Source organism: Amycolatopsis sp. NPDC051102 (genome assembly GCF_040682815.1).
Lineage (GTDB): Bacteria > Actinomycetota > Actinomycetes > Mycobacteriales > Pseudonocardiaceae > Amycolatopsis.
In genome coordinates this window covers 125,157-142,774 of record NZ_JBFBBT010000018.1, presented here as the reverse complement: position 1 = coordinate 142,774, position 17,618 = coordinate 125,157, and the positions used below count along the sequence as shown (strand labels likewise).

The window sequence follows — 17,618 nt, the reverse complement described above, 5'->3', positions numbered from 1 at the left end:
TCACCGCCGTCGACCCACGCTGGAGGTAGCTGTGCCCGTTCCCACCGCCTTGCTCCGGCGCGCGCGATGAGGCCCGCCGACCCGATGGTGTTCATCCTCCCGGCCGCCCCGCCGGGCAGCGACACCTACGACAAGCGGATGTGCCAGAACCTGCCCGCCGTCGGCCAGCCGGTGCTGGAGCTGCCGGTCGCCGGCGACTGGCCGGAGCCGGACGCGACGTCGAGACGCAGATTGGCGCGGTCGCTGGCCGCGCTGCCGGACCGGACGGTCGTGCTGCTCGACGGCATGATCGCGTCCGGCGTCCCCGAGATCGTCGTCCCGCACGCGCGGCGCCTGCGCCTGGCCGTGCTGGTCCACCAGGCCCTCGCCGACGAGCCGGGCCTCGCCCCGGCGCACGCCGCGGAGCTGGACGCGTGCGAGCGCGAGACGCTCCGGATGGCCGGCATGGTCGTCGCGACCAGCCCCTGGCTGGCCCGGCTGCTGATCGACCGCCACGACCTCGACCCGTCCCGCGTCTACGTCGCCAAGCCGGGAACGGACGCGGCCCCGCTGGCGGCGGGCGCGGACGGCGTGTCCCGCCTGCTGTGCGTCGGCGACGTCACCCGCCGCAACGGCCACGACGTGCTGGTCCAGGCCCTCGGCGAGGTCGACCACCTGGCCCTGTCGTGCGTGTTCGCGGGCTCCCTGCAGACGGACCCGGCGTATGTGGAGGAGCTCGGCTGGTCGATCGAGCGCCTCGGCCTGGGCAACAGAATCACGCTGGCGGGCGACGCGGTGGACCTCGGAGCGGCCTACAACGCGGCGGACCTCTTGGTGGTCCCGGCCCGCGCGGCGACATCGGGCATGTTCGTGGCCCAGGCACTGGCCAGGGGAATCCCGGTACTGGCCACCGAGGTGGGCGGCGTGTACGACGCCCTGGGCGTCGACGCGGACGGCGAGATGCCGGGCCTGCTCGTGGAGCCGGACGACCCGTTCGCCCTGGCGGACGCGCTGCACCGCTGGTACGCGGACCCGGAGCTCCGGCGGTCGCTGAGAACGGCGGCGTTGGGCCGCGGAAGCGCACTGGAGGAGTGGGACGTGGCGGCGAGGCGGCTGACGCACGTCCTGTCGCGGCTGGCGTCGGAACCCCGGATCGTCGCCTGACGCTTGCCGCACGGAGGGCGGGTCCGAGCAAGCTCGACCGCCCGCCGCAGCCGGGGGTGCGGCCCTCGCCCTGACCTGGCGGAACGGTTCGCCGGGAAGCGGGCTCCCCGGCGAACCGCTCTCCTCACACCAGCGTCAGCGCGTAGATCTCCACCCGCGGGTCGTTCGGCAGGCTCACCGACTGCACGGTCTTCCCGCCGTCCAACCCACCGGAAATCCCGAACAACCGCACCGGCGGCCCGTCCACGCCGCTCCCGGCCTTGATCCGGTGCGGCATCTCCAGAACCACCGGGCTTCCCGACCCCGCCCAGTCACCGAAGGTCAACGCCAGGTCGGCGCTCGTTCCGTCGGTGTAGTGCGCGGTCACCGTCGTCGACACCGGCCCGTTGTGCGATGCCCCGACGATGCGAAGCGCCGTGTGCTGACCGGCCGGCAGCAGCAGCGACTGCCCGCGGGCCTCCACGAAGTTCGCCGCAGTCCCCGAAGCGTCCGGCGCCGCGTACGTGACGCCGTCCCAGACCACCGGGCCCGCCGCCGGGAGCAGCGAAGCGTCGTAGCTCCAGCCGCCGCCGTCGAAGTTGCCCTCCGACGAAGCAGCCACCGTCGCCGTGCCGTCGTGGTTCCGGTCGCGGCCCAGGTCCACCGCGCACTGCGGGCCCGGAGACACGCACGCCGACGGCGTCCGGACCTCGACCGTTGCCGTGCGCGTCACCGTGTTCGCGCCCAGTCCGGACACCGTGACCTGCACCGGATACGTCCCCAGCGCCGCAGTCGCCGGCACGTTCACCGTGATCGGCACCGTCCGCTGCACCGGCAGCCGCCCGGACCAGATCAGCTGCAGCGGCTGGACCCGGGTCTTCCACGGCGACGTGACCGAAACCGTCACCGGTTGCAACGCCGGGTTCTGCGCCAGGACGTCCAGATCCAGGTGCACCTGCTGAGCCGTCCCGGCCGGGATGACCACCGACGTCTGCCGCAACGAGGCGTCGACGTGGCGGCGCGGGTCGCCCGCCGCGTCGTTCACCGAAGGCGGTGCCGCCGACGGGGACGTTCCCCACGCGGACGGCCGGGAGCCGAGCTTGTGCGACAGCGTCCCGCCGTGTGCCAGCGACGACCAGTTCAGTGACGTCTGCCGGACGTCGCGTCCGTTGAGCGACACGCTCTGGATGTACCGGTTCGCATCGCTCGCGCCCGGTGCCGACACCGTGAGCGTCCCGCCCTGCGACGAGCCGTACTGTCCGATTCGGACGGTCGCCGACTCGAACTGGGGGCTCGACACCGCCAGGAAGTTCGCGCCGCTCATCGTCGGGTACAGCCCCAGCGACGAGAAGACGTACCAGGCCGACATCGTGCCCAGGTCGTCGTTGCCGGTCATGCCGTCGGGGCCGGTCGTGAACAGCGTCATCGCCGCGCGGACGACGGTCGCCGTCTTCGCCGGGGCGCCGACCCAGTTGTACATGTACGGCGCCAGCAGGTCCGGCTCGTTGTTCGGGTTGTACGTCGCCTTGCCGTAGTAGTCGTACGGGCTCGCGATCCAGTCCTTCCGCGCCGTGCCCGCCGGGTCCGAAAGCAGGTTGCCGTACGCGAAGAAGGAGTCCAAGCGCTTCTCCGTCGCGGGCCGGCCGCCCATCAGGGAGACGAGCCCGGCCGGGTCCTGCGGCACGAGCCACTGGTACTGGTAGGCGCCGCCTTCGTGGAACTGGTGGTCGGCGTCGACCGGGTTGTACGGCTTCAGGAACGTGCCCTCGGTGGTGCGCGGCCGGAACTGCTGGATGGAGGAGTCCCACAGGTTGCGGTACCACTGGCCGCGGCCGGCGAACATCCGCGCGTCGGCCTGGTGGCCCAGACCACGGGCCATCAGCGCGAGCGCCGCGTCGGCCGCCGAGTACTCCATGGTCGCCGACGCCGGGTGCTCGCAGTCGTTGTCGCCGCCCTTGGCCGCGCAGTCCTTGCCGAGTTCGAGCCCGCTCGGGATGTACCCGCGCTCGTTGTAGTAGTTGACGCCGGAGCGGCCGTTGTACGGCGAATCGGCGGGCGGCGTGCTCGTCGCGTTCTTCTTGAGCAGCGCGTACGCCTCTTCTTCGTGCCCGGCGAGCAGGCCCTTCGACCACGCTTCGACGAGGAACGGCGTCACCGGGTCGCCGGTCATGATGTTCGTTTCGCTCTCGGCCAGCGCCCAGCGCGGCAGCCACCCGCCGTCCCGGCCGATGGCGACGACCGACAGCGCGACGTCCCGCGCGACCTGCGGTTCCAGCATTTCCAGGAGCTGGTTCTGCGGCCGGTAGGTGTCCCACAGCGAGAAGTTCTGGTACGGCGTGTAGCCGCTCGCGGTGTGCACCTTGCCGTCGAAGCCGGTGTACGCGCCGTCGGTGTCGCCGGCCAGGTTCGGGTGCAGCTGCGCGTGGTAGAGCGCGGTGTAGAACGCCGTCTGCCGCTCGGTCGTGCCGCCGGCGATCTTGATCGCGCCGAGCCGGTCGACCCACTGCTGGTGCAGTGCGGCGCGCGTCGCGTCGAAGTCGTAGTCCGACGTCTCCGCCGCGAGGTTCTTCCGGGCGCCGTCGAGCCCGGTGTAGGACAGGCCCACTTTCAGCACGACGTCGTGGTCGGTGGTCGCGTCGAAGCTCGCCCAGGCGCCGTTGCCGCCGGTGCCCGCGGCGTCGCGGCTGCCCGGCGTGCGCGTCGAATCGCGCCAGGTGCCGAACGAGCTGAACGGCCGGTCGAAGGTGGCGGTGAAGTAGACGGTGTGTTCGTCGTGGCCGGCGCAGAAGCCGCCGGCTTTGACGCGCCCTTCGAGCGTGCGGTCGCCGACGACGTGGATCTCGGAGTCCTTGACGGACTGGTTGGCCTGGCCGGTGTTGAACAGGACGTTCGCCGCGCCGGTCGACGGGAACGTGTAGCGCTGCCAGCCGGTGCGCGCGGTCGCCGTCAGTTCGGCGTTGATCCCGTACTTCTTCAGGCCGACGCGGTAGTAGCCGGGCTCGGCGTGCTCGTCGTCGTGGCTGTACTCGGACCGGTATGCGTTCTTGTCAACGTTGTCCACGGCGCCGGTGGTGGGCATGATCGGCAGCTCGCCCATCACGCCGCAGCCGACGCCGGACAGGTGCGTCTGGCTGAAGCCGTAGATCGCGTTCTGCAGGTAGTCGTACCCGCCTTGGCCGCCGGTGTCCGGGCTGACCTGCACCATCCCGAACGGCGCACTCGCGCCGGGGAAGGTGTTCCCGAAGTTCTGCGTGCCGACGAACGGGTTGACCAGGCTCACCGGATCGACCGGCGTGGCGGCGTGTGCGGTGGCCTGGCTCGTCGCGGCGACCACGAGCCCGACGGCCGCGGCGGCGACCAGCCGTCTGCTTTGCGACCTCATGGGGCGCACCTCCCAGTGCTGACAACGTTGTCAAAAGCGGACTGTCCAGCAGCCTTTCACATCGGCGGGCGGTTTGGAAGGCGGCAACCAGGTCAAGCCGTTGTCATAGCCCGCCGCAGCAGCCGCGCGGCGGCTTCGACACCGGTGTCGGCGAGGTTGCCGTAGCCGAGCACGAGGGCGGGCTCCCCGGGCGCGGCCCGGTAGCCGTCGAGGTCGGCCACCTTGACACCCGCCGCTTTCGCCGCGCGGACGACGGCGGCAGCGTCCTGGTCGAGGTGGAGCACCAGGTGCAGCCCGGCGGCGACCCCGGACAGCCGCGCCGGCCCCAGCGCGCCGACGAGCCTGTCGCGCCGCGCCCGGTAGCGCAGCCGCGCGGCCCGCAGATACCGGTCGTAGCCCCCGCTTTCGAGGAAGCCGGCGAGCGCGAGCTGGTCGACCACGGGCGGCGGGTGTGCCCGTACTGTCCACTGTGGAGGCAGGACGATCCAGCCGAGCCCGAGCGCGGGGCTGAGCGTCTTGCTGACCGACCCGAAGAGCGCGACCCGGCCCGGGTCGGTGCCCTGGACGGTGCCGACGGGCCGCCGGTCGTACCGGAATTCGGCGTCGTAGTCGTCTTCGAGGATCAGCCCGTCGACGTCCCGCGCCCAGTCGAGGAGTGCGGCCCGCCGCCGCGGCGAGAGGACCGAGCCGGTGGGGAACTGGTGTGCGGGCGTGACGAGCACGGCGCGGACGCCCGCCGGAATTCGCCCCACGTCGATGCCTTCGTCGTCGACCGGCACCGGATCGACGGTCATCCCGGCGCTTTCGGCGGCGCGCCACAACCGCGTCCACCCGGGGTCCTCGACGGCCAGCCGGGTGCTGCCGCGCTCGGCCAGGGCGTGGCACACGCCGGTCACGCCGTCGGTGACGCCGCCGCAGACCAGCACGGTGCCGGGCGCGGCGCCGCGGACGCGCCGGAGGTACTCGCCCAGGAGCCGCCGCAGCCGCGGGTGGCCGTCCGGTTCGGGCAGCCCGAAGTCCGTGTGCGGCGTGGTCGCGAGGACTTCGCGCAGGGCCTCGGCCCACGGCCGCCGGGGGAAGTTCCGCAGGTCGGGCAGGCCGGGGGCGAGGTCGTACCGCGGCGGCGCCGCCCGCGCCGGTTCCTTCGCCGCCACCGCGTCTCCCACCGGCCGGACCCGGGTGGCCGACCCGGTGTGCCCGGTCAGGTACCCCTCGGCGACGAGCTGGGCGTACGCCTGCGTGACGACCCACCGCGAGCACCCGAGGTCGGCGGCGAGCCGCCGGCTCGGGGGGACCGCGCCGGTCAGGACGCCGTCCCGGATGGCCTTGCGCAGGGCTCTGGCCAGCTGTTCGTGCTTCCGGCCCGGGCCGGACGGCGCCAGCAGCACGCCCCAATCGGTCTGTGATCCCGCCACGGAATCGGACTGTAGTACCGGACCGCTCCGGGCCTAGCGTGGTCGGCATGAAGAAGGTGGAACTGGGCCGGACCGGTCAGCTCGTGAGCCAGGTGTCGCTGGGCTGCATGACGATGGGCACGTCGACCGACGAGCCGGTGTCGGCCCGCATCCTGGACGCGTACCTCGACGCCGGCGGCGACTTCCTGGACACGGCGAACTGCTACACGTGGTGGGCGCCGGACGCGACCGGCGGCGAGAGCGAGTCCGTGCTCGGCCGGTTGCTGCGGGGCCGGCGCGACCGCGTCTTCTTGGCGACGAAGGTGTCGGCGGGCATCACGGACCTTCCGGCGGCCCGCGCGGCCCGGCATCCGGACGGCACGGTGGACTGGGACGCGGTGGAGCGCACGTTCGAAGGCGCCGGGGCCGCGGTGATCGAGCGCGAGGCCGAGGCGAGCCTGCGCCGCCTGGGCACCGACCACATCGACCTCTACTACGTCCACGTCGACGACCGCCGCGTTCCGCTCGAAGAGACACTGTCCGCATTGGACGCTCTGGTGCGATCGGGCAAGGTGCGGTACATCGGCTGGAGCAACGTCCGCACGTGGCGCCTGGAGCGCATCCGCTCGCTGGCGCTGGCCAACGGCTGGGCGTCCCCGGTCGCGGTCCAGGTCCAGCACTCGTACCTGCGCCCCACCGGCGCCGACGTCCCGTCGATCGCGGGCGCTGAGCTGCTGGACTGGCTGTCGCTGCACCCGGACGTCTCGCTGGCCGCGTATTCCTCGCTGCTGCGCGGGATCTACGACGACGCCGGCTACCGCGAGTCCACCCCGGTCTGGCGGTCCTACGCGGGCCCGGACTCGGAAGCCCGGCTGGCCGCGGTCGCGAAGGTGGCGTCGTCGCTGGGCGCGTCGGGCAACCAGGTGGCGCTGGCGTGGCTGCTGCACCACGGCGTCATCCCGCTGATCGGGCCGCGCACATGGGAACACTACGAGTCGATCGCCCCGGCGTTCACTTTGGACCTGCCGGCCGAGCTGCTGTCCTTGCTGGACAACGCGTAGGCGGTGGCGAGCAGCGCGGCGACGCTCGGCTTGTGCCCGTCGCGCCGCCGCCACGTCATGGTGACGCCGGTGGCCGCGCCGGCCAGGGGGACGGCGACCGCGCCCGGGTGCTCGACGAGGGCGGGCACGATCCCGCACCCCAGGCCGGCGGCGACGCACCGGGCGAGGGCGGCGAGGCTGCCGACCTCGGCCTCGACGAGGGGCCCGTCGATCCGGTCCAGCATCTCCCGGAAGCCGCACCCTTCCGGCGTGGCGAGGAATCCGACGCCGTCGAGGTCGCCCGGCAGGATCTCGTCCCTGTCCGCCAGCGGATGTCCCGGCGGGACGATGACGACGAGCGGTTCGGTGCCCAGCGACGCACTGGCGAGAGCCGGGTCGGCGGGTGCGTCGCCGAAGGTGAAGCAGACGTCCATTTCGGACTGTCGCACGGCCCGGTAGAGCTCACCGCGCCCGCCCTCCCGGAGCGTGACGCGCACGCGCGGCCACCGCGTCCGGTACTCGCCGAAGAGGGCCGGGATCCGTTGGGCGCACAGCGTTTCGAGGGCGCCGATGGTCAGGGCGCCTTCGGGCTCGCCGCGTTCCTCGTCGACGGCGGCCCGGGCCTCTTCGACGAGTTCGAGCACCTGGCCGGTGTACCCGACGAGCCGTTCGCCGGCCCCGGTGAGCCGCAGCCGCCGCCCTCGTTCGAACAGCTTCGAGCCGAGTTCGGCTTCCAGGGCCTGGATCTGCTCGGTGACGCTGGACTGCGCGTAGTGCAGCTCGGCGGCGGCGCGGGTGAAGTTGAGCGTCCGCGCGACGACGCGGAAGGTGCGCAGGTGGCGCAGTTCCATGGCAGCCCCCATCGGCGTTCCCGATACCGGCCATCGTAACTGCCTGCTTCCGCCGACGTCACCGAGCGTCCAGGCTTCTCGGTGTGGCAAGACTCCTCACCGGCCTTTCGCTGGGCTACTTCCTGGTCATGCTGGACACGACGATCGTGACGGTCGCCTTGCCGGCCCTCTCGCCTTCACTGCCGGCGCAGCAATGGATTTCCAACGGCTACACGCTGACGTTCGCGGTGTTCCTCCTGGTGGCGGGCGCGTGGTCGGATCGCTTCGGCGCCCGCCGCGTGTTCTTCACCGGCCTGGTCGCGTTCGCGGCCCTGTCCGGTTTGTCGGCGCTGTCGTTCTCGACGTCGCTGTTGATCGGACTCCGGGCGCTGCTCGGCGTCGCCGGCGCCCTGCTGGTGCCTTCGTCGCTGTCGCTGATCGCGACGGCCTACCCGGCGCCGGCCGCGCGGGCGAAGGCGATGGGCGTCTGGGCCGCGGTGAGCGGAACCGGCCTGGTGGCTGGGCCCCTGCTGGGCGGGCTCCTGACCGAGGCGTTCGGCTGGCGGGCGATCTTCCTGGTCAACGTCCCGGTGGCGCTGGTCGCCCTGGCCCTCTCCCGGTCGGCGCCGCCGACCCCGGCGAGACGCGGCCGGATGCTCCCCGCGCGCCTGTTCCGGGTGCGCGCGTTCCCGCTGGGGCTCGCGGCGGGCGCGATCGTGAACTTCGGGTTGTCCGGGGTGCTGTTCGTGCTGTCGCTGTATTTCCAGGAGACCCGCGGATATCCGCCGTCGGCGACCGGATTGGCGTTCCTTCCGCTGACGATCCCGACGGCGTTCAACCCCATTTTCACCGGCCGCCTGGTGGCCCGGATCGGGCCGCGGATTCCGGCGGTGTCCGGCTTTCTGCTGATGGCTCTCGGCACCCTGGTCCAGGCGTGCTCGGCCTCGGCAGTCCTGTCGGTGGTCGCGCTGGCCCTGCTCGGCTTCGGGGTGTCGCTGGCGATCCCGTCGCTGCTGACGGCGGTCGTCACCGCCGTGCCGTCCGACCTGACCGGCGTCGCCGGCGGAGCGCTGAACGCCTCCCGCCAGGCGGGCGCGGCCCTCGGCGTGGCCGTCCTGGGTGCGCTGCTGACCAGCACGACGACGGCGATCACGCTGGTCGCGGCGGCGGCCCTGCTGCTGGCCGGGTCCTTGATCGTCGTGGCGATCCCGGCGGCGCGGACGCAGCCGGTGCGCTGAGTCCGGAGGCCGCGTTCCCCCCTCGGGAACGCGGCCTCCGGTGTCCCCGCAGCATCCGCGCCGCGTGTGGACAGGAAGTGGACAGCGCGTGGATGCGACGGCGGAAACTGTTGCCTGTTCGTTTATGAAACAGGAAACCCCTTGTTGCCCAATGCGGCGGCGCGAATCCTCGGTGGTGGGCGCAGGAATTCTCCGAAGCGCTCAGAAATCACCGTTTCCGAGGAGGATTCGTCATGTCCAAGAAGCTGCTCAAAATCGGTGGCCCGGTGCTCGCGATCTGCGCCTTCGCGGCGCTGCCGCTGCTCGGCTCCACCACCGCGTCTGCGACCGACAACGGCGGGGCGCCGGCGGCCGCCGTCGTCACCCCGACGCCGACGGACACCACTGACGGCAACCCCTGGCACGGCTGACGGGCCGGCCGTGAGCGGCGGCCGTCCCGCCGCCGCTCACGGCTCACCGCGGGCCGCAGGCACACCCGAGCGCCGAGCGTTCTTCCCGTACTTCACCGGCTTCCGGCAGGTCGAGGGCGGCGAACTCGGCCTCGGCCGCGGCCCAGTGCGTGACCGCGCCTTCGTGGTCGCCCATCGCGTGCAGCGTCTCGGCGACACCGTGGTGGGCGCGGGCCCGGTAGGCGCGGTTGCCGCTGCCGTCGGCCAGGTCCAGGGCCGATTTGCAGGCGGTGAGCGCTTCCTGCCGGGCGCCGCGGGCCAGTGCCGTCGTGCCGCGGTCGAGGTAGAGCTGGGTGCGCAGGTCGGCGTCCGGCACGTTCGCCGCCACTTCGCGGGCCTTGTCGTGGTAGCGCACGGCTTCGGCGTACCGGCCGCGCTGGCGGTGCACGTTGCCGATGTTGTTCAGCGCGTACGCCTCGACGCAGTGGTCGCCGATCTGGGCGGCGTTGCCGTGCGCGTCGGTGTAGCTGGTCAGCGCCTCGGTGAGCAGGCCGAGCCGTTCCTGCACCGAGCCGAGGTTGTTCAACGTGTGCGCCACGCCCTGGACGTGGCCGATCTCCCGCAGCATCCGCGCGGCGGATTCGTGCTGCCGCAACGCGACTTCGAGGTGGCCGTGCTGTTCGTTGAGGTAGCCCAGCATGCTCAGCGCGTGGGCCTCGCCGCGCCGGTCCTCGGTCTGTTCGTACTTGGCCAGCGCGGCTTCGAGGTGCGCCATCGCCTGCTCGTGCCGGCCCAGCTCCATGGTCGGGATGGCGAGCGCGCAGAGCGTCGCCGCTTCGCCGCGCGGGTCGCCGAGGCGGCGCCACTTGGGCAGCGCCTGGGCGGCGAGTTCCAGCGCCTCGGCCAGCTGCCCGCGCCGGTCGTGCGCGGTGGCCAGCCGCAGCAGGACGTGCGCCTGGCCGTAGTCGTTGCCCGCGTCGGCGGAGACGATCTTCCAGGCGAGCTCGAGCGTGCCGATCCAGTCCTCGAACTGGTTCGTCGTGTTGAAGTAGCGCCACAGCAGCACGGCCAGCCGCCACGTGTGCTCGGGCAGGCCGTGCCCGGCGGCGTAGCGGATGGCGGCCACGAGGTTGTCGCGTTCGGCGACGATCCACCGCAGGCCGGTGTCCGCGTCGGCGAATCCCGGCGTCACCGCGCAGGCCCGGTCCGTCGTCGAGGGCAGCTGAGCACGGTCGAAGGGGTACGCGGCGCGGACCGCGCCCGCCAGCGTCACGAGGTAGTAGTCGAGCAGCCGCACGAGCGCGTGCCGGGGTGCCGGCTCGACGGCGGCGAACTCCTTGAGCGGGTCGAGCATCTGGTACCGCTCGGGCGCGGCCTCCTCCAGGAGGCTGACTTCGTGCAGGTCGTCGAGCAGCAGCCGCGCCTCGGCGACGTCGCAGCCGGCCAGCGCCGCTCCGCCGGTGACGTCCACGTCGGGCCCGGGCAGGCTCCCGAGCAGCCGGAACATGGCGCGCTGCGGCTCGCCGAGCTGGTGGAAGGACGCGCGGACCGCGGCGGTGCCGCCGTCGTCCTCGGTGCCCCACGGGCCGTTTTCCTCGAGCAGCCGGAGCAGGTGCTCCAGCGGCCACCGGTCGTGCCGGCGGAACAGCGCGGCGGCCACCCGGATCGGCATCGGCAGGTACCCGCACCGCCGGACCACCGCGGCGACCTGGGCGGTCCGGCCGCGCACCCGCGCCGGCCCGGTCAGCGTGTGGAACAGCTCGACCGCCTCGTCCGGCGGCAGCGGCGCGAGCCGGAGGGGTTCGCCGGTGTCGGCGTCGCCCATCCGCCGGCTGGTGATGATGGCCAGGCAGCCGTCGGCCTCGGGCAGCAGCGGCCGGATCTGCTCGGGCGACGCGGCGTTGTCCAACACGACGAGCGTGCGCGTGCCCCAGAGCGTCGCCTGGTAGAGCGTGACCTTCCGGCCGACGGTCGCCGGGATCTGCTCGGCGGGGACGCCGAGTTCGATCAGCAGCTCACTGAGGGCGTCGCCGACGTCGGCCGGGTCGACGCCGGGGGTGAACCCGTTCAGCCGGGCCAGCAGCTGGCCGTCGGGGAAACGGTCGCGGAGCCGGTGCGCGGCCTCGACCACCAGTCCGGTCTTGCCGACGCCGGGCGCGCCGCTGACCCAGACCGCGCGCCGCCCGGCCCCGGCGGCCGCCTCGAGCACGGCGATTTCCCCGGCCCGGCCGGTGAACCCGCCGGGCCGCGACGGCAGCGAGCTGGGCGGATCGCCCTGTTCGGCCCGCGCGGCGAGCTTGCGCAGCACCGGCCCGGGCGCCATCCGCAGGGTGGCGAGGGCGTCGCGGGTCGTGTTGAACACGCGCAGCGCGCCGGCCCGGTCGCCGCCGGCGAGCAGCGCGCGGATGAGCAGCTCGGCGTGCTTCTGGCTGGCCGGATCGGCCTGGACGAGCGGCCGCAGCCGGTCGCGCGCCGGCCGGTGCTCGCCGGTTTCGAGCTCCAGTTCGGCCAGGTCCCCGACGACGTCGGGGTAGCTCTCGTCGGGCGAAATCACCTCGGGGCCGCCGACGCGGTCGATGTCGATGTCTTCGAGGAACTTCCCCCGCCACAGCCCGGCGGCCTCGCGCAGCAGCGCGATCGCCCGGCGCGGGTCGTCGGCGCGGACGTCCGCGGCTTCGGCGCGCAGCCGGGCGAACCGGGCGGTGTCGAGCTGGTCGTCGCCGACCCGCAGCAGGTAGCCGGTCGGGGTGGTCTCGATGGTCGCGTCCCCGACGACGTCCCGCAGCCGCTTGATGTAGCTGCGGACGAGGGTGGGCTTGGCTTCGCGGTCGGCCCAGACGATTTCGGCCAGGCGGGCGGGGGTGACGGGCTTGTTGGCGTGCAGGAGCAGCACGACGAGGACGAACCGCTGCTGCTGGTCACCCAGCGGCACCGGCACGCCGTCGTGCCACGCCTCCAGTGGACCGAGCATCCGAAACTCCACGCGGCCTCCCCGGCGTCAGCTTGCTGTCCTCTTTTGATGTCGCGCAATCGGCCGTCCGGGTTTCGGAAATCCGCATTTCTTCCACGTTCGGTGCACGCGGGGTTGGCAAACTCCGCCGGTCCACCAGGGGTGTGAAGGAGAAACCGATATGGGGTCCGACGTGTTGCCGTGTTACGTGGCCTGCGATGTCTCGCTTTCGATGGCCGACCACATCGACGAGCTGAACACCGGGCTGCGCGAGTTCCGCGGCGCGGTCCACGCGGACGCATCGGTGGCCGACCGCGTGTTCTGCAGCCTGGTCGGCTTCGGCGAGCGGCCGCACGTGGTCCAGTCCCTCCTCCCGATGGACGACCTGGCCGAGCTGCCCGAACCGGGCCCGTGCGCGGGCACGAACTTCGGCCCGCTGTTCACGTTCCTGCGTGCCGAGATCGACCGCGAGGTCTCGGCACTGCGCCGCCACCGCCTGCAGGTCCACCGCCCCCTGGTGTTCTTCCTGTCCGACGGCCAGCCGACGGACCCGGTGACCTGGCCGGCGGCGTTCGCGGCCTTGTCGGACCCGTCGTGGCCCGGCTGCCCCCGGGTGGTGACGTTCGGCCTGGGCGACGCGGACCGCGAAGCGCTGGGCCGCATCGGCACGTTCCGCAGTTACTTGAGCTGCGACGGCGTCCGCATGGGAACGGCGTTGATCGCCTCGGTGATGCACGTTCTGTCCACTTCCCGTCCACCGGCCGACCGCACCCTGTCGGCACGGGGCATCGCAAAGGGGTTGCCATGGAAACGCACTGAGGGAGACAACAGTGGAGCGCGCTGAGCTGGTCCGGGAGCTGAAATCGCTGCGAAAGGGCCGCGGCCTGCAGGCGAGCAGGCTCCCGGACCGCGTGGGGCCGGCATTGCGGGCGGCCTGCGCGGTCTCGGACTCGGACGGAATGGTGGCGGTCCGGGAGAAGGTGTCCGGCCGGCTGTCGGAGCTGTCAACGCACTTGCCGGAGGACCTCCGGTTGGCGGTGCTGGCGGCCTTCGCGATCTCCGCGGAGGCCCGCCAGCCGCTGTACCAGGAGAGAGTCCGCTGGGCGGCGAAGCAGGTGGACCGAGACCCCCGAACGGTCCGCCGCCGGGTGGACGAGGCGATCGAGCTACTGGCCGAGCTGGCCTTGGGCAGCGCACCATCCTCACCCGGCGCCGGCCACACGGCGGCGCTCACCGTCGCACTGGCGGTGGCGGAGTCGTGCGTGTTCGAGCAGCACCGAGTGGTGGCAGACCAGGACGGCCTCCGTTCGTTCTCCCTGGCAACGGGCGGCCCCGACGGGATGGTCCTGTACGGCGGAACCCTGACGGAGCGGTCCGCGGTGGAGCTCCCCCGGGCGTTGTCGCGCGGAGAGTCGTGGGAGTTCGCGGCGGTGTCCAAGGCGGACCCGGCTTCCCACCTGGTCTACGTGCCGCGTGACCGGTGCGAGGTTTTCGACCTGCGGGTGCGGTTCGGGAGGCAGGGCCCTTCGGGGGTGGTCTCGTTGGACGGAGCGTTCGAGAGGGACATCGCGGACCCGGGGTACCCGGGGCGGACGGTTGCGGTGGATGCCGCGGGGGAGGTGCACCTGCAGTTCCGGCACCTCACGCCGGGGCTGGCGTACGGGGCCCGGTGGGCGGAGTAGCTGTAAGCGTCCATAGGACTACCTCCCCGTCGTTGAACGGCGGGGCATGTCGAGTTCGTCGCGAATGGACTCCGAGAAGTCTTTTCGGTGAACACGGTGGACGATCGGTCGTGAGTGCGCATCCGGCGCCGGCGAATCGCGACGCCCGACAAGAATGACCGCTGCGTTCAGACGCCTTTGACCTGATCGATGTGCGGTTGGGTGCCGGGACAGCGCACAGTGGGGTTACCGGCCGATTCACGGCAATCGCGGCGCCGCTCGGACCGGCTGGTCAGCCTGGCGTCCCAATGCTCCGAGCTCAAAGCAGCCGTGCTCGTTCTTCCACGATCGTCATCGTTGATTTCCTGAGACTTTGTCTGCCAGAAAGTCGAGCTGCCTTCGCAAGTCGTCCAACGAGCTTGTGGCAAGATCGACCGAATGCAGGTGAAGCTCTATGCCGGCGTGCTTGACGGTAAAACGTGAGCTTGGTTGATCGCTTCGCGCGTACACGAGGTGTCCGGCCTTGGTGTCCAGCGCTACGCAGTAAGACAGTATCTGAAAAAGTAGACCATTGCGATCCCTTTTATGTTCTACCTTGTACTTCGCATCAACCACCGCTGATACCTTGCCGTTGGACCACCATACGAGATCGGGGTACAGGTTGACTTCATCTTCGTCGTCGAGCTTGCAGTGATATTGAAAATCAACATGCCCAATTCTCGTGGCAGTCAACAGCCTTTCGCCAAGGGCAATGGTTATGAAGTCCTCGAAAACTTTCCACATTGTGAAGAAAAACCCACTGACCTGGACTGATCCGGGACCATATTCGGGAGAAGAGGCTCGCCAGATGACTTCAGCGAGCCTCAAGGCAGAATGGTAGCGGTTATTCAACCGGGTCGGCTGCCATCGGGGTATCAGCGATCCGGCCCATGGGTCCACCAGGGAGCCCATTGCCGAGCGTTGCTCCTCCAGTGCGAACCGCGCGACGCCTATACCGGGAAGCCGTAGAAGGCGATCTATGGTGGCCAGTAAAAATCGGTTTTCAACGATGTTCGGCGTGTAATCGTCGTGTTCCACTTCGAATGGCACCACCCGTCCGTGGTGGTGTGTTACCTGCCTTGCAACGTTCAATCTCCCGCGCATGACGTACGAGGATTGATGCTCGGTACGATAACCGCGCAGCAACCCGGGGGCAATGGCAGTTTCAACTTGGCGTGCGAATAGCTGTGCAACAGTAGGTACCAGCCCGGCTGCTTCGTCGAGTCCGATTTCCCCCTCCCGCCATACATCCGGATTGGATGAATAGCCGACGAGAAACAATAAGCGAGAAATACTGATCTTCGGCGTGATCCACACTTCGAGATCGCCCACGCGGGCGACGCCTACGACACTGCGTGATTTTATGAGCCACGATTTGGGTCCTCCGGTCACGTCCACAACCCGAGACTCATGCAGTAGACGAGCCTGGTCGGCCGACAAGTCGACGCGACATGAGCTTCCTCGCCCCGTTTCTGTAAGTCTGATAACGCCGTCAACCGGTTGCATTCGGCATCTCAGATCGCAGTTCGGCAAGCTCGAAACCCCTCAAGACGCGGAGGCTTGCACCATGATGATACTCAGCCAGCAGTGGCAGGATAGAGGTCTCCCACACTTCATCCAAGCCGTCTGCGCGAGAGTATATCTCCGGGCGCATAAGGTACGAAGGGCCGATTGAAAGTTCTCGGTTATTCAATTTTTTGTTCAAGAAATCAAGCACCGCCGGTGCATCGCGATTGAACCTGTGTGCATCGTCCAAGTTGGCGATCCAGGCACCGAGAATGCCATCTGCCGGCGGTTTTGACGGGTGCAGTTCGACGAAAGCGAAACGACGTCGAATGGCCGCATCTAGTAGTGCGACCGATCGGTCGGCAGTGTTCATCGTCCCAAGAATGTAAAAATTCTGAGGAAGTGTGAAGTTCGACTCTGGTGAGTACAGGAGGCTGATCGGCTGGTCTCGGTACTCGAGAGAGAAGTAAAGCTCGCCGAACACCTTGGGAAGGTTTGCCCGGTTGATCTCGTCGATTATCAGGATATAGGGCTTTTCGGGGTTTTTCTTTGCTGCGTCAACCAGTAGGCGCAGCGGCCCTGGACGAAGATCGAATATGAGCTTCCCATCGTCTCGCTTTTCCGGGCGAAGCCCCTCGAAGAAGTCTTCATAGGTGTACGATGGGTGGAATTGAACCAGTTTGATCGCGTTGGGATCGGCTACGTGATCGGCAATGCTTCTCGCGATGTGGGTCTTACCGGTACCCGGCGGCCCGTAGAAGATCACCTGCTTGCGTTCCCACAGTAGGTCGACTTGCCGGCTAAGCCAACTGGTCCCCTCCAGTAGCAGACTCTTGGCAAGCTCGTCCGTCACGCGCGGGAATTCCTGCGCGTGGCGAGCCTCCCCCGGCGCCGCGGCAACTGAACTCGACAGCCGTTCAACAACGGCTAGATACTCTGTCAGATCGACCAAGTCGGATTGTGTTTGGAGCTTGGCACGTAGCCCGGAAGGTAGCATCTTCAATGCTAGGCCAGAATTCGCAGACCAGGATACTGCTCGTCGAAGATTCGATCGATGGTCTTCGGAATCGACGAAGTAAGCATCGCTCTCGATTGTACCAATATTGACATAACTGTTGTCGACGGTGAAGAATAGATCCCCGATCCGCATCCGATGTAGGAACATCGTGAATTCGGAGGCGTATCGCTCGCGGGCAAAGTAAGGTTCATGTGCATAGTCATCTTCGATGATTCGCCAGAGTTCTTGGCGAGTCGCCTTTGCGGACACTGGGCGAAGACTTCCTGCCGCGAGCGAAATCCATTCCTCCTTCAGCCAAGTTGGGAGGAGTTCGCGACCTTCGACTGAAGAGCCATTGATGAACCAGCAGCGACGAGGAACGTGAGCGTTATTCTCGATGTGCTCGCCAAGCTCATTGATGCGATCACTGAGATCCGTAGTCGACATCCGCTGATCTTCAGAGGCATGGCCACTCGGGTCGAATACAACACCCTCTGAGCTGAGTATGCCGAGGAGCTTTCCGCCGCGATAGCGCGGATTCAATGCGTCCTCGTCTGGGATAGACCCATCTGATCTGATCACGCGGTGGCCACCATGAATTGGCGGCTTCATCGTCTGCAGGAGCCGTTCGACAGCCTTCGGAGATGCGTCGGAGAGCCCGGCAACATCCTGGCATGACGTCCATAGTCCCGGCTCGATGACGCTTATCGCCATAGCGAACTCGGGATCGACGCCTTTGGCCTTTTTCGCGGATTTGACGCGCTGACGCCTGATCTCAGCGAATCGACGGTTCAACTCGCCTGCGAGTTGAGCGGCGTCATACGTCTCGAAGGCGGCCTCGCCTGCCTCGGTGAGCGACCACAGGCCATCTCGCTTCGACATCCAACCCACCGTCGTCGCATCACCTGTGTGCCAATGAAGACGATTGTGCCACCGCGGGGATCCGTTCTCGCTGCATACGGACTCGAACCGGGTTGGCTCGACCATCGTCTCGACCAGATCGAGAACCCGCCGTCCGGCAATGGGTTCACCCGCGTCTCGCAGTGTTTCGAAGCAGGCATGTATATATC

At 69.3% G+C, this 17,618-nt stretch carries 12 protein-coding genes; 6 read left to right on the top strand and 6 right to left on the bottom strand.

The genetic code is table 11. From position 1 onward, the window contains the following. Positions 1 to 84 precede the first annotated feature (84 nt). Entirely contained in the window at positions 85 to 1,143 is a 1,059-nt protein-coding gene (locus AB0M93_RS36165) for a glycosyltransferase family 4 protein (protein WP_364282536.1), read from the top strand. A gap of 124 nt (positions 1,144 to 1,267) precedes the next feature. Here AB0M93_RS36165 and AB0M93_RS36160 read toward each other — a convergent pair whose 3' ends face one another. Together AB0M93_RS36160 and AB0M93_RS36155 are read right to left on the bottom strand one after the other, a co-directional pair. Continuing rightward, positions 1,268 to 4,504: a GH92 family glycosyl hydrolase gene (locus tag AB0M93_RS36160; protein ID WP_364282400.1), complete on the bottom strand. Its 3,237-nt coding sequence runs from the start codon at positions 4,502 to 4,504 to the stop codon at positions 1,268 to 1,270. 92 nt (positions 4,505 to 4,596) lie between these two features. After that, a complete protein-coding gene (locus tag AB0M93_RS36155) occupies positions 4,597 to 5,919 on the bottom strand; it encodes a PLP-dependent aminotransferase family protein (protein ID WP_364282398.1) in 1,323 nt (440 codons plus the stop codon). 47 nt (positions 5,920 to 5,966) lie between these two features. Between AB0M93_RS36155 and AB0M93_RS36150 the strand changes: the two genes are divergently transcribed. After that, a complete protein-coding gene (locus tag AB0M93_RS36150) occupies positions 5,967 to 6,959 on the top strand; it encodes an aldo/keto reductase (protein WP_364282395.1) in 993 nt (330 codons plus the stop codon). Here AB0M93_RS36150 and AB0M93_RS36145 read toward each other — a convergent pair. Then, on the bottom strand, positions 6,887 to 7,789 hold the full coding sequence (locus AB0M93_RS36145; protein WP_364282393.1) for a LysR family transcriptional regulator: 903 nt from the start codon (positions 7,787 to 7,789) through the stop codon (positions 6,887 to 6,889). The two genes, AB0M93_RS36150 and AB0M93_RS36145, sit on opposite strands and share 73 nt — an antisense overlap. Positions 7,790 to 7,872: 83 nt before the next feature. Here AB0M93_RS36145 and AB0M93_RS36140 point away from each other — a divergent pair, with 83 nt between their 5' ends. Both AB0M93_RS36140 and AB0M93_RS36135 read left to right on the top strand, forming a co-directional pair. Next, positions 7,873 to 9,006 carry an MFS transporter gene (locus tag AB0M93_RS36140; protein WP_364282390.1) on the top strand — a complete coding sequence of 378 codons (1,134 nt, stop codon included), beginning with the start codon at positions 7,873 to 7,875 and terminating at the stop codon, positions 9,004 to 9,006. A gap of 233 nt (positions 9,007 to 9,239) precedes the next feature. Further along, positions 9,240 to 9,416 carry a hypothetical protein gene (locus AB0M93_RS36135; RefSeq protein ID WP_364282387.1) on the top strand — a complete coding sequence of 59 codons (177 nt, stop codon included), beginning with the start codon at positions 9,240 to 9,242 and terminating at the stop codon, positions 9,414 to 9,416. 43 nt (positions 9,417 to 9,459) lie between these two features. On the opposite strand, the gene AB0M93_RS36130 is transcribed toward AB0M93_RS36135, so the two are convergent. Next, positions 9,460 to 12,366 (bottom strand): tetratricopeptide repeat protein, encoded by a 2,907-nt coding sequence (locus AB0M93_RS36130; protein WP_364282384.1) that lies wholly within the window; start codon positions 12,364 to 12,366, stop codon positions 9,460 to 9,462. A gap of 160 nt (positions 12,367 to 12,526) precedes the next feature. On the opposite strand from AB0M93_RS36130, the gene AB0M93_RS36125 reads away from it, so the two are divergent. Both AB0M93_RS36125 and AB0M93_RS36120 read left to right on the top strand, forming a co-directional pair. Further along, on the top strand, positions 12,527 to 13,189 hold the full coding sequence (locus AB0M93_RS36125) for a hypothetical protein (protein WP_364282381.1): 663 nt from the start codon (positions 12,527 to 12,529) through the stop codon (positions 13,187 to 13,189). Next, the gene (locus tag AB0M93_RS36120; protein WP_364282379.1) at positions 13,176 to 14,027 is read left to right on the top strand and encodes a hypothetical protein; all 852 of its coding nucleotides are present in this window, start codon (positions 13,176 to 13,178) and stop codon (positions 14,025 to 14,027) included. The genes AB0M93_RS36125 and AB0M93_RS36120 overlap by 14 nt, the downstream gene beginning before the upstream one ends. A 330-nt stretch (positions 14,028 to 14,357) precedes the next feature. Here the strand turns inward: AB0M93_RS36120 and AB0M93_RS36115 are convergent, their stop codons facing one another. Next, positions 14,358 to 15,551: a restriction endonuclease gene (locus AB0M93_RS36115; RefSeq protein ID WP_364282376.1), complete on the bottom strand. Its 1,194-nt coding sequence runs from the start codon at positions 15,549 to 15,551 to the stop codon at positions 14,358 to 14,360. Beyond that, entirely contained in the window at positions 15,538 to 17,430 is a 1,893-nt protein-coding gene (locus AB0M93_RS36110; protein ID WP_364282373.1) for an AAA family ATPase, read from the bottom strand. The genes AB0M93_RS36115 and AB0M93_RS36110 overlap by 14 nt, the downstream gene beginning before the upstream one ends. Positions 17,431 to 17,618: the final 188 nt, after the last annotated feature.